The organism is Dysgonomonas sp. Shenzhen-Wh21, assembly GCF_043392705.1.
In the GTDB taxonomy this organism is placed as follows: Bacteria; Bacteroidota; Bacteroidia; order Bacteroidales; family Dysgonomonadaceae; genus Dysgonomonas.
The window spans coordinates 17,643-30,890 of sequence record NZ_JAIXHZ010000156.1 but is presented as its reverse complement, the minus strand read 5'-3'; the positions used below and the strand labels follow the sequence as shown (position 1 = coordinate 30,890).

Genomic DNA, 13,248 nt, shown 5'->3' with positions numbered 1-13,248 from the left:
AAGTGACAAAAGTAACACTTTATTGAAGGTTTCTTATTTACCTGTTTTGTCACTTATTTTATATTTATATCAGATTCGCACTTAAAAATTTGCGAATAACCTCTGCGTCCTCACCTCTTCTTTCAACATAGGATTCCATCTGATCATCAAGAATATTTCCAATATTAAAATATTTCGATTTAGGATGAGATATGATTATTCCACTTACCGAAGCATTGGGTAACATAACGCCATTTTCGGTAAGTTCTACTCCTATTTCTTTCGATTGTAGCAGGTCATTATTCAACAAAAAGTTGATAGACTGATCGGGAATAGACGGATAGCCTACTGCTGGACGAATACCCTGATATTTAAGAGTAAACATATCATTTACGGAAATATTTTCTTCGGCAGCAAAGCCCCAATACTCTCTTCTTATTTTTGCGTGCAACCACTCAGTTGTAGCTTCTGCCAACCGGTCTAACACTGATTTTAGTAATAGAACTTTGTATTCGTCACCCTGCTGCTCGAATTCGCTCATCAATTCATTCGAGCCTACTCCGGCAGTTACTGTAAAACCTCCTACATAGTCCTTCTTAACAGATGATTTAGGTGCAACAAAATCGCAAAGAGACAAATATTCTCCTCTGTCATTCTTTTTTTGCTGACGCAACATCGGAAAACAGACATCATTGATGTAGAGACATTCATTTTCGCTATATGCCTCAAAAACACCAAAAACAGCATTGATATACTCCACTTTCTCAAATATCAATTGATCTAACAATGCCTTCGCATCTTTATAAAGCTGCATACCTTCGCTTGCTTTTTCTCGTTCGTGCTCGGGAAAAGAATTCAGCCATGTCGTACGACACGAAGAACAATCATCAATATGCTGCACGGATGCATAACGGGCTGACAAATTCCATGAATGGAAGAAGAACTTCCAATCCACATACGGAACTATCTCATCCACCGGTATACGCTTCAAAACCTGTCGCCCTTTTACTTTCGGCTCGGGTGTTTTATATTCAGACCAGTCTATTAGCATTCCTTTATCTAAAACTTCAGACAGAGGTAACAGATCTGCCTTTTTATCTCCGGCATTATCTCTTAATTGAGAATATTCCTGTTTTACTTCATTTATATAATTTTCTTTTGTATTCGGATTTATTAATTTACTTACAGCAGCAGGAGCCTGAGACGCATCTTTGACATAAACTACTGATCCATTATTATACTTAGGATCTATCTTTATTGCGGTATGCAGTTTAGATGTAGTTGCACCGCCAATCATCAATGGAATAGAGAATCCTGCCTTTTCCATCTCGTGAGCAACAATACTCATTTCTTCCAGCGATGGGGTAATCAGTCCGCTTAAGCAAAGAATATCCGGCTGTTCTTCCTTCACTTTTTGGATAATAACTTCAGGAGGAGTCATAACCCCTAAGTCTATAACTTCATAGTTGTTACAAGCAAGAATTATAGCTACAATGTTTTTACCGATATCATGAACATCACCCTTCACAGTCGCAATAACAAGCTTTCCGGCTTTATTGCTCCCTGCCGAAGATGATTTCTGCGCTTCCAGTGTTGGTTGAAGAATAGCCACGGCACGCTTCATTGTACGAGCTGTTTTCACCACTTGCGGCAAAAACATCTTACCCGAGCCAAACAGGTCACCTACCTTGTTCATACCGTCCATCAGAGGCTTATCGATTATATCCACAGCTTTAGGATACACTCTAAGGGCTTCTTCCAAGTCTTCTTCCAAGTGATCGCTAATACCCTTTATTAATGAATATTGGATACGTTCATCGAGCGGGAACGATCTCCACTCTTCCACTTTTTGTTCAGTCTGCCCGTTCTTTTCATTTTTAATGCGTTCTGCATATTCGATAAGTTCGTCAGTAGCTTCCGGTCTACGGTTAAAGATCACATCTTCTACCAGATTTTTAAGTTCGAGTGGAATATCATCATACACCACTGATTGCCCCGGATTAACAATTCCCATATCCATACCCCTCTGAATAGCATAATAGAGGAATACGGCATGCATCGCTTCACGAACATAGTCGTTGCCTCGGAAAGAGAAAGATAAATTACTTACCCCTCCACTAATTTTTGCATGCGGAAGGTTTTTCTTTATCCATGTAATAGTTTCTAGGAAATCAACAGCATAGTTACGGTGTTCTTCTATACCGGTAGCTATAGCCAAAATATTAGGGTCGAATATTATATCAAGCGGATCGAATCCGTCATTTATCAACAATTTGTATGCTCTCTCACAGATTTCGATTCTACGGGAGAATGTATCAGCTTGTCCTGTTTCATCAAAAGCCATTATGATAACAGCTGCACCATATTGTCTGACAAGACGAGCATGATGAAGAAATTCCTCTTCCCCTCCCTTCAGGGATATAGAATTTACAATAGCCTTTCCTTGTACACATTTTAGACCGGCTTCCAACACTTCCCACTTCGAGGAGTCGATCATCACAGGAATGCGTGACACATCAGGATCGGAGGCCATCAGGTTGAGGAAAGTTGTCATTTCTTTTACACCATCAAGCAGTCCTTCATCCATATTCACGTCGAGTACCTGTGCTCCATCTTCTACCTGCTTATGAGCAATAGTTAGAGCCTCTTCATATTTCTCTTCTTTTATCAGACGAAGAAACTTGCGAGAACCTGCTACGTTGAGACGTTCCCCTATATTGATAAAATTAATTTCAGGCTTAGCCTCTAGCAACTCCAAACCTGAGAGCCACATATATTTTGGCTTCTCAGCTGGTTTGTGAGGTTTTGCATCCTTCACCAAATCAGCATACTTTGCTATATGTTCGGGTGTCGTACCACAACAGCCACCAATAATGTTTACCAATCCTTCTCCGATGAATTCGCTGATCTGCTCAGCCATAATATCAGGTGTCTGGTCATATTCTCCAAACTGGTTTGGCAACCCCGCATTTGGATATGCTGAGATAAAACTTGGAGCCATTCGAGCCAATTCTTTTAGAAATGGTTTCATATCTGATGCTCCAAAAGAACAATTAAGCCCGACCGAAAGATAGTCTATATGATTGACCGATGCCAAAAATCCTCCTATTGTTTGCCCTGATAATGTACGCCCTGCTTTATCTGATAAAGTCACAGATATCATTATCGGCAACTCAATATTTCGTTCTTTGCGAACCTCTTCGGCAGCGAATAAGGCAGCCTTTGCATTTAGCGTATCAAATATCGTTTCTATAAGCAATAGATCGACACCACCATCCGCAAGCCCCTCTATCTGTTCCTTATAAGCAGAAGACAAGTCGTCAAAAGTAACAGCACGATAAATCGGGTTTTCAACCTTAGGACTCATTGATGCCGTTTTGTTAGTCGGCCCAATAGAACCCGCAACAAAACGAGGCTTATCCGGATTCAGGTTTGTATAATCTATAGCAGCTTTTTTTGCAATCTTCGCTGCCTCTCTGTTTATTTCTTTTGCCAGATGCGACATGTTATAGTCCTCTAGGGATATAGCTGTTGCATTGAATGTATTCGTTTCAATAATATCAGCTCCCGCATCCAGATATTTTCGATGAATTTCTTCTATTATATCGGGGCGTGTGAGATTAAGCAGATCATTATTCCCTTTTTGTAATATTGCACTATCACGAAAACGCTCGCCTCTGAAATCCTCTTCTTTCAATTTATACTGTTGAATAAGGCTTCCCATAGCACCATCAAGGATAAGTATCCTCTCTTTCAATATATCTTGTATCTTTTGCATCAATTTATTTATTTTCTACATCAAAAATTTTAACTGAGTTTACACCCATATAATTTCCATACGCATTCTGCATCCACACAATCGAATCTAAAGGAATATCTCCCGTTTTGGGACGTACCAATATAGATTCGGATGCACTAAAACGTCCGTATATTATAATATCTTTTATTCCTTTTTGTTTTTCAGCAAGCACAATCCGATCTCTTTCTGCCCATATTTCGTGTATTCGTTTAAAGTCTTCGAGACTTAGCCAATAAGAATAAACAAAGACTAAAAAAGCAACTCCAATGATTGAGTATAAAAACTTCTTTATCACAGAAATGGAAAAATCCAGATTGGCATATAGCAACCCTGTAGCAATAAACAGGAATATCAGTATAGCAAACCACACCCGGGTAGGGAAAGTAGGTGCACCGGTCATAGCCAACGTTCCCACACCTGCTGTAACGGCAAATAACAGAGACAGAAACAATGTCTTCTTATTACTTTCTTTCTTTTTGAATTTGAAATATAAAAATAAAGAAATTAGATATATAACCGTTGGAATAAGTGCATACCATGTAGATATTTTCAAAATACTTGTAAACCTATAAACATAAAACATGTATATAGGTTCAGTGCCTCCCGAATTCAGGTTGCTAAGTTCTCCTGCATTTCTTATATAATTACCTGGCGCTAAGAGCATAAAAGCACACCCTACAATAGCTCCTACAAGCCCTAATATCATCCATTTGTGTAGCGTTTGCTTTTCCTTTTTCGCTAATATAATTAAGCATACAACGAAAAATATCATTGCCACAGCCATATTCTCATTTGTCCATCCGGCGATAATACCAAGCAAAAATATTGCACAGGTTTTTATCCAACTATCCTTAGACTTTCCTGTAAGGTAAGCAGAGCAATAGAAAGATAGAAACAACAAGATAAGTAAGGTTCCCCACATATAATTTGCACTCCCCGTAATCCAAAAAACATTTTCGATCAATGCAGGCGTAAGAAACCATATCAACAGATTTATTCCAACAAAAAGTGACAAATTACTCTTGTTTCCCTTATTTGCTATATAATAGATTGTTAAAATTAATACTATATACCCAATGCTATTGATGATATCACCCCAGAAAACACCTGCAGCAAGCATAAACTGAGCTATTGCATGAACAACTGAACGTCCTCCCCACTTGAAATAATGAACATATTGATACGGAATAATGTCAGAAAAGCCAACTCTATTGCCTTCGGCTGTCATACTGTATGTCCAGTCATCAAGCGTTATAGGGAAATAATGATTCAGTCCATAAATACCGAAGAACAGTAATATGGAAGCAAGAACAATGTATTTTTGCTCCAATAAAATCCTTTTAAATCCCTGTGACATTCCCTATACAATTAATGCTTCATAGCACGATCCATAGCACGTTTATCGTCTTTCTCGCGTAGCGACTGACGTTTATCATATTGTTTTTTACCTCGTGCTACAGCTATATTTACCTTAGCTAAACCCCGTTCATTTAAGAAAATACGGGTAGGTACGATCGTATATCCTGTTTCTTTTACCAATCGCTGTATTTTTTTCAGCTCTTTCTTATTCAACAAAAGTTTGCGATCACTACGTGCAGCATGATTGTTATACGAACCATAAAAATATTCTGCAATGTACATATTACGTACCCACAGCTCATTCTTTTCGAACATACAAAATGTATCCACCAGACTGGCTTTACCAAGGCGAATAGATTTTATTTCTGTTCCTGTAAGCACAATGCCGGCAGTATATGTTTCGATAAATTCATAATCAAAACTTGCACGTTTATTCTTTATATTTATGTTTGATTGATTCATAATTATATAAGCATTCTTATCCAAACTTACAAAAATACTAAATATTAGGCTTAAGTATCTATTTCAACCTGAATATTCTTAGTTGATGCATTCAGAACAAGATAATCTCAAGCGTTGATTATGAAAAAAGAAGAATTTTGATATTGTAAAGCTAGTTTGCGGACACATAATTTTGCGGAGAAAAAAGTGGCGAAGAAAAAAGGTTGAATTCTCAAATTCAACCTTTTAATTTCTTTTCTATTTCAGCAACTTCCTCTCGGAACGTTTTATCTACTTCCATTTGCTCCCGTACTGTCCTACATGCATGGAGTACCGTCGCATGGTTTTTCTTACCTATCAAGGAACCAATCTGAGCAAGAGACATTTCCGTATAGCTCTTAGAAAGATACATCGCTACCTGCCTTGCTTGCACAATCTGACGTTTCCTTGAAGCCGTATGAATAAGTTCGCTCTTGATATTGTAGAAATCACAAACAGCAGATTCTATTGTATTAATTGTGATTTTCTTTGCTTCTATCTTCTTTATTGCCTGACCAATAACTCGTCTGGCTAAAGGTAAATCTATCTCTTTGTTATATACCAAAGAGTGAGCCATAATAGAAACAATGATACCCTCTAAGTCACGAGCATTATCTGTTACATTTTCAGCTATATAATCTACTACATCCTCAGGAATAGACAATCCATCGTGTAATATCTTATTCTGAAGGATTTTCAATCTTAACAGCTTGTCCGGATTATCAACTTTAGTAGTTAATCCCCATCTAAAGCGAGTCAGCAATCGTTCTTCAACACCGTGTAGCTCCGAAGGAGACTTATCGCAAGTGAGAATAAGCTGCTTATTGTTTTGATGTAAATGATTGAATATATGAAATAATGTATTCTGCGTTTTCTCTATTCCGGCCAATTCGTGAATATCATCTATAATAAGGACATCTATGCCCTGATAGAAATTGATAAAATCATTGGTCGTATTGTATCGTCCCGCATCTGCATATTGTACTTTAAACAAATGAGCAGATACATACAATACACGTTTCTCCGGATATTGTTCCTTAATGCTATTTCCTATTGCATGACACAAATGCGTTTTACCCACACCTGATGTTCCATGAACAAACAAAGGATTGAAGGCTGTCTTCCCTGGATTTCTTGTTATAGTTTCTCCTGCGGTACGAGCCAGCTTGTTACTTTCCCCTTCAAAAAAGTTATCGAATGTATATTTATTATTCAGTTGCGAATCGAAATCATCCGCTACTACTTTTTGGAATGGATTAGGTACTTTGTTTGTATTCTTTCCTAGTACAATCTTATCTGTAGAAGATTTTGCATCGCCACGATAGTCTACTAATGTATTCGTAGTATTTTCCATAAGTATGCGATATTGCAATATCGTATCGCTACCTATTTCTCTATATAATGTGGCTTTGAGCAAATCAATGAACTTGTCTTCTAAATATTCGTAAAAGAATTGGCTGGGAACTTGTATCGTAAACACCCTGTTTTCGTACGAGAGTGGGACAATAGGCAGAAACCATGTCTTGAAAGCGGCCTCAGTTACATTATCCTGAAAAACCTTCAAACAATTTGACCATAATTTCTGAGCTGACACTTGTTCCATTTACGTTATTTAATATGAATTTGAATATTTATTAATTGCTTCCGAATGTAAATTTCTAAAATATTTTCAATAAAAAAAAGTGGGTATAAATTTGGAATTCCTCGCAAGCAAGCATCTCGTTTAATATCAACCACTTATAGAGCTTTAACCCAATCAGAGGGGAAGTACCTTCAAAAGCCTATCTAAATCAAGACCTTAGTAGCCAATAATGAAATGTAACAAAATTTTAACAATTCCGAAATATCTCTCAGAAAGCATTCGTGTTACACCTTTACAAAAAATAATGTTTTTTGCTTATTTAGAACAATTCTAAACAATGGTCTTAAAACACCTTGACATTAATATAACGGGAAGGGTTTTCTTTTACATCTTTAAGAAGCAGAGATGCGTTACTCATGGTATTGACAATACTATCATAGAGTTGTCTATCATTCAGCAACAGACCAATAGATCCGTCTTTCGAATTCATTTTTGCTGAAAGATTTTCTAAGCTTTTCACGGTTGCATCAACAGACTTATAAGTAGAAGCCAAATCAATTTGGTTGAATTGTTTCGACATAGTAGCAAAATCGGTTGAAGCCTGGCTAAGGTTTCCGGTAATTGTAGGCACATCTTTATTTAATGCTGCCATCATTACATTCAGCTGTTTTGTTGTTTTAGCTAAATCTCCTGTTATTTGATTCACATCAGACAAAGATTGAGATAAAGCAGGGTTATTGACCAGTACATTTATACCGGTCAAAATAGAATCTATCTTCGGCATGAGATTCTGTATTTGAGGGATCATCCCCCCTGCAGCATCCAGCATGCCCTTATTTCGAATGCCAATTATAGTGTCCGAAGGAGAAATAAACTCTGTCTTATTATCGCTTTCTTTAACAATTATTGTGGCAGAGCCCAACATAGATACATCTAATATCATTTTACTACCTTTAGGTAGTTGCACTCCTTTGTTCATATCCAAATAAGTAATGATACGATTTCCGTGTTCTGTATCCAATTTCATAGAAGATACCAAACCGATCGGATAACCGTTTAGAGTTACCGGTGTAGCCTGTGTTAATCCGGCAACATCGTCAAAAACTACCATATACGAATTAGATGGCCTGAACAAGTTAATTCCTTTCAAGAAACTGATTCCGTAATACAATATAAATATTGCAATTACAAAAGCCATGCCTATTTTTACTTCTTTAGATATTTTACCCATAATGTATCTCTATTGTATGTTAGTTAATCCGGTGCTTATTACTTTATACGCTTCCCATTCTTCATTCTTATAACAAATGCATCTTTAAATTTCAACCTTACCTGATTCTGTATCTTTGTTATTTCATTAAAATTGGTAGTAGAACCGTATGTATATCTATACACACTACCATCTTTATAAAAAGACACGGGAGACAATCCCTTCAGAGCCGGTGAATTTCCAGATAACTTGCGAGGCGATACAAGAAACTGCACTCTATATTCTATTTGATCTTTTTCTATTTTTTTACTTGATGACGCAGTATTGTTTCTTACTTTTTCAGAAACTGACACTTGAGGTATCCTGTCTTCATTCTGATCGTTCTTAACTGCTATCGTTTCTTCTTCTACATCATCAAAACTAATATCTTCTACTTCTGTAGATTCTACAACTAATTTCCCTTGTTTTTTATCAAAGTCACGTTTGTATTTTCTAAAACCGGAGTAGATAGCTGTAGCCATCGACTGTTGTCCTGACTTTGTTGATAAAAACTGTGCCTCCGATTGATTATTTATAAAACCTAGCTCAATCAATACACTCGGAGCACTTGTTTTTCTTAACACCAAAAATCCGGCCTGACGAACTCCTCTATCCACCCGCTTTGCTACATTCCTAAAATCAGACTGAACAAAAGAAGCAAATTGTAGACTTTGCTCCATAAAGGTGTTCGTCATGAATTCAAAAATAATATACGATTCGGGCGAATTCGGATCAAAGCCCTCATATTTGGTTTTGTAATTATCTTCTAATAATATCACAGAATTTTCCCGTTTGGCAACTTGTAGGTTTTCTTCACTACGAGCCAACCCTAGAATATAAGTATCAGCGCCCGATACTGTAGTTGACTTTGCTGCTGTAGAATTGGTATGAACCGAGATAAATAAATTAGCTTTAGCCTTATTTGCTATATCAGCTCTTTTATCAAGATCTACAAAAACATCTGATTTTCGAGTATATACAACTTTTACATCTTTATGATTTCGCTCTATCAATTGGCCTAAAGCTAAGACAACTCCAAGATTTATATCTTTCTCTTTATATCCACCTCTGGTTGCCCCGGTATCTTTTCCTCCGTGCCCGGCATCAATTACTACAACAAATCTTGAGCCTATTGCATAAGTTACATTTGCAATAAAGAGTAAAAAAAGAAGACTCAAAACTTTGTTCATAAGGAAATTAATCGGTGTATAAAGTTACGCTTTATAAACTACTTGGTTTTTAAGTTCTTTGCCTGCAAAGAAATCAGAAATACTATTCATTGTAGTATTTGCGATATTCTCCATCGCCTCCTGAGTAAAGAATGCCTGATGCGAAGTTACTATCACATTGTTAAAAGACAAAAGTCGAGCCAATACATCATCTGTCATCACAGCATCAGAGTGGTCTTCGTAGAAGTATGCTCCTTCTTCTTCATATACATCTAACCCGGCATAGCCAATCTTTCGGCTTAACAATCCATCAATCAAATGTCTTGTATGAATCAACTTTCCTCTACCTGTATTAACAATCATCACGCCGTCTTTCATTTTCTTGATAGACTCATCGCAAATAAGATACTCTGTTTCTTTTGTCAATGGACAATGTAAAGTAATTATATTAGAATTGGCATATAGCTCATCCAAAGTAACATATTTAATACCTTCTGCTTCGGCGAAAGCATTATCAGGATATAGATCATAAGCCAGCACATTCATTCCTAAACCTTTGAACAAACCTATAGCGACCTTACCAATCTTGCCTGTACCGATTACACCGACAGTCTTTCCGTACATATCAAAACCTTCGAACCCGACAAGAGAAAAGTTTCCGTCGCGTGTTCGTAAAAAAGCACGGTGGACTTTGCGGTTAAGGCAAAGCATCAAAGCCAAAGTATGTTCAGCAATAGCATGCGGAGAATAATCGGGTACACGTACTACTTTTACTCCATGCTTTTCAGCAGCCAAAATATCTACATTATTGAAACCGGCACAACGTAATGCTATCAGATTAATTCCATATGATTTCAATTTTGCTACAACGTCTGAATCAACGACAGCATTAACAAAAATACATACAGCATCTGCACCGTTAGCCAGCACAACATTATTTATATCGAGATGTTCTTTGTGATATGTTAGTTCGAATCCATATTTTTCATTTACTCTATCAAAAGTAACTCTGTCATATGGTTTTGCATCAAAAACTGCGATTTTGTACGCCATTATTTTATTTTTTTAATTCTTATAACACTAAGTTACAAAAGTAAACAAAATAACTTTTATCCTCAAAACTATCATTGAGCTATTTGTTTTACAGTATTACATTTAAAATATTTTTCACATATACCCCACTCATTAGTCAATCCTGCTATACAATCAGAAAGTATATATAACTAGCCCGTGACCCCGTAAGTCTCTAAAAACAACAAAGGGAGCGAAAAAGCTCCCTTCATTTATAATCTTAAGTCTAATTTATTATTTAGCGTAACTTACTGCACGGGTTTCACGAATGACAGTGATTTTCACTTGTCCCGGATAAGTCATCTCATCCTGAATACGTTTAGCGATATCTGCAGACAGTTTTTCAGTTTCCACATCATCAATCTTATCTGCTCCAACTATAACTCTCAACTCACGACCAGCCTGAATAGCATAAGTTTTCAATACGCCCGGATACGAAAGAGCTAATTGCTCCAGATCATTCAAACGTTTGATATAAGCCTCAACAATTTCGCGACGAGCACCCGGACGAGCACCGGATATCGCATCACAAACCTGCACGATCGGTGCCAATAAGCTTGTCATTTCCACTTCATCGTGGTGAGATCCTATCGCGTTACAAACGTCGGCTTTTTCTTTATATTTTTCAGCCAACTTCATACCAAGCAAAGCGTGTGGAAGTTCCGGTTCATCATCTGGAACTTTACCTATATCGTGTAATAATCCGGCTCTCTTTGCTTTTTTAACATTCAGTCCTAGCTCGGATGCCATAATCGCACAAAGATTAGCAGTTTCACGAGCATGCTGCAACAGGTTCTGTCCATAAGATGAACGATACTTCATCTTACCAACTAAGCGTATCAACTCTGGGTGTAAACCGTGTATACCTAAGTCAATAGTCGTACGTTTTCCTGTTTCTATTATTTCTTCTTCTATTTGCTTTCTCACTTTGGCTACAACCTCCTCAATACGTGCCGGGTGAATACGTCCGTCTGCAACCAACTGGTGCAAAGCCAAACGTGCAACCTCACGTCTCACTGGATCAAATCCTGAAAGGACAATTGCTTCGGGAGTATCATCTACTACGATTTCAATCCCTGTAGCAGCCTCTAATGCACGAATATTACGTCCTTCACGTCCGATTATACGACCTTTTATTTCGTCAGACTCTATATGGAATACTGTTATGGCATTTTCAATTGCAGTCTCTGTTGCCACACGCTGAATAGATTGGATAACAATCTTCTTCGCTTCTTTATTGGCTGTCATTTTAGCCTCTTCCATTATCTCACTGATATAAGACTGAGCATGAGACTGAGCCTCATCTTTCAAAGCTTCTACCAGTTTTTCCTTCACTTCTTCTGCCGACAATCCCGACAACGCCTCAAGCCTTTCCACCTCTTGTTTGTGAAGCTTATCCAGATCTTGCTTTTTCTTATCTATCACCTCTAATTGAGCCTCTAGATTAGTTTTGATTGTATCTACCTCGCTACGCTTGCGTTGAAGCTCTTCCTGCTTTTGGGTCAAACTTAATTCTCTTTGCTTAATTTTAGCTTCAGCAGCTTGTAGTTTCGAGTTCCTACTATTCACTTGCTTTTCAAATTCAGACTTCATCTGTAAAGCCTGCTCTTTTACTTCAAGTAGTTTATTTTTCTTGATCACCTCTGCTTCTTGTTCCGCCTCTTTTACTTGACGTTTGAATTTTGAATTCGCCATAAAATTCAAAACCACCCAAGTCAGTATTGCTCCAACAAGAAAGGTAATTCCATACAATAATATATCCATATTCTATTTTTCTTTGATAAAAACTTATATTCAATAAACAAAAAAAACACCAACCCAAATATGAAACTTATCTCATATCTGAAATTAGTGCTTTATATATCATCAATTTAAAACTTTACTTTACCTGCGCTTTCAAATATTCATCCAGTTCATTTGTCAAACTCTGGATTCTATGCTCGAAAGTTTCGGCTCGCAGTTGATGTTCAACTTTCTCTGCCACTGCCTGAATTGATGTCATTGCCATATAGTCGACATCCCTCAACGGCTGAGTAGAAACTCCTGTAAAATAATTTTTATATTGTACTAACTTATAATCTATTTCATCTGCAGCTCTACGATAAACTTCCTCATCTCTACGTTTTATACGAAGAGGGTATCTCATATCAGCCACTCGTAGATTAATAATTAAATGCTCATCCATAACATCATTTTTAGTTTACGCTTTCAGCATGGTGATACATTTATCTACATCTCGCACTAATTTCGACAACCGTTTTTTAGCATTCATCCTCTCCTCTGGGTCTGCTGATGAAAAAGATTTTGCAAACTTCAAATTGTCATATTTAGCATTTAACGCATCCAACTTTAATGATAATGCTTCTATCGCTGTTTCTTTTTGCTTCAATTCCTGCTTCATCTGTGCATTTTCCTCTTTAAGCATATCACAGAGATACATTAACTGCCTCATTCTTATCTCAAACTCGGCAAGAAGTTTTTCATCATTTTCAGTCATATAATAGCCAAAATGCTACACAAAAATAGATAATACCAACGAATTAACAAAATTATTACGCTC

At 37.1% G+C, this 13,248-nt stretch carries 10 protein-coding genes; all 10 read right to left on the bottom strand.

Going from position 1 to position 13,248, the window contains the following annotated elements:
• Window positions 1–64: 64 nt before the first annotated feature.
• On the bottom strand, window positions 65–3,757 hold the full coding sequence (gene metH / locus LDB17_RS10545) for a methionine synthase (protein WP_252637682.1): 3,693 nt from the start codon (window positions 3,755–3,757) through the stop codon (window positions 65–67).
• Between the two features lie 4 nt (window positions 3,758–3,761).
• On the bottom strand, window positions 3,762–5,108 hold the full coding sequence (locus LDB17_RS10540) for a DUF6056 family protein (RefSeq protein ID WP_291104279.1): 1,347 nt from the start codon (window positions 5,106–5,108) through the stop codon (window positions 3,762–3,764).
• 38 nt (window positions 5,109–5,146) lie between these two features.
• Complete coding sequence (gene smpB, locus LDB17_RS10535) at window positions 5,147–5,599, bottom strand: SsrA-binding protein (protein ID WP_006842387.1); 453 nt, start codon at window positions 5,597–5,599, stop codon at window positions 5,147–5,149.
• A 217-nt stretch (window positions 5,600–5,816) separates the two neighbouring features.
• Window positions 5,817–7,220: a chromosomal replication initiator protein DnaA gene (gene dnaA / locus LDB17_RS10530; protein WP_252637680.1), complete on the bottom strand. Its 1,404-nt coding sequence runs from the start codon at window positions 7,218–7,220 to the stop codon at window positions 5,817–5,819.
• A 322-nt stretch (window positions 7,221–7,542) separates the two neighbouring features.
• Window positions 7,543–8,430 (bottom strand): MlaD family protein, encoded by an 888-nt coding sequence (locus tag LDB17_RS10525; RefSeq protein WP_135103784.1) that lies wholly within the window; start codon window positions 8,428–8,430, stop codon window positions 7,543–7,545.
• Window positions 8,431–8,468: 38 nt separating this feature from the next.
• Entirely contained in the window at window positions 8,469–9,638 is a 1,170-nt protein-coding gene (locus tag LDB17_RS10520) for an N-acetylmuramoyl-L-alanine amidase (protein WP_252637679.1), read from the bottom strand.
• Between the two features lie 24 nt (window positions 9,639–9,662).
• Window positions 9,663–10,670: a 2-hydroxyacid dehydrogenase gene (locus tag LDB17_RS10515; RefSeq protein WP_006842383.1), complete on the bottom strand. Its 1,008-nt coding sequence runs from the start codon at window positions 10,668–10,670 to the stop codon at window positions 9,663–9,665.
• Between the two features lie 252 nt (window positions 10,671–10,922).
• Window positions 10,923–12,452: a ribonuclease Y gene (rny, locus tag LDB17_RS10510; protein WP_006842382.1), complete on the bottom strand. Its 1,530-nt coding sequence runs from the start codon at window positions 12,450–12,452 to the stop codon at window positions 10,923–10,925.
• 115 nt (window positions 12,453–12,567) lie between these two features.
• Entirely contained in the window at window positions 12,568–12,873 is a 306-nt protein-coding gene (locus LDB17_RS10505; RefSeq protein WP_006842381.1) for a cell division protein ZapA, read from the bottom strand.
• A gap of 15 nt (window positions 12,874–12,888) precedes the next feature.
• Entirely contained in the window at window positions 12,889–13,185 is a 297-nt protein-coding gene (locus tag LDB17_RS10500; RefSeq protein WP_135103781.1) for a hypothetical protein, read from the bottom strand.
• Window positions 13,186–13,248 lie beyond the last annotated feature (63 nt).

What these genes read in the sequence shown, in the direction of transcription:
- metH (WP_252637682.1), bottom strand. Translation starts at nt 3,757, where the DNA reads ATGCAAAAGATACAAGATATATTGAAAGAGAGGATACTTATCCTTGAT.
- smpB (WP_006842387.1), bottom strand. Translation starts at nt 5,599, where the DNA reads ATGAATCAATCAAACATAAATATAAAGAATAAACGTGCAAGTTTTGAT.
- dnaA (WP_252637680.1), bottom strand. Translation starts at nt 7,220, where the DNA reads ATGGAACAAGTGTCAGCTCAGAAATTATGGTCAAATTGTTTGAAGGTT.
- LDB17_RS10525 (WP_135103784.1), bottom strand. Translation starts at nt 8,430, where the DNA reads ATGGGTAAAATATCTAAAGAAGTAAAAATAGGCATGGCTTTTGTAATT.
- LDB17_RS10520 (WP_252637679.1), bottom strand. Translation starts at nt 9,638, where the DNA reads ATGAACAAAGTTTTGAGTCTTCTTTTTTTACTCTTTATTGCAAATGTA.
- LDB17_RS10515 (WP_006842383.1), bottom strand. Translation starts at nt 10,670, where the DNA reads ATGGCGTACAAAATCGCAGTTTTTGATGCAAAACCATATGACAGAGTT.
- rny (WP_006842382.1), bottom strand. Translation starts at nt 12,452, where the DNA reads ATGGATATATTATTGTATGGAATTACCTTTCTTGTTGGAGCAATACTG.
- LDB17_RS10505 (WP_006842381.1), bottom strand. Translation starts at nt 12,873, where the DNA reads ATGGATGAGCATTTAATTATTAATCTACGAGTGGCTGATATGAGATAC.
- LDB17_RS10500 (WP_135103781.1), bottom strand. Translation starts at nt 13,185, where the DNA reads ATGACTGAAAATGATGAAAAACTTCTTGCCGAGTTTGAGATAAGAATG.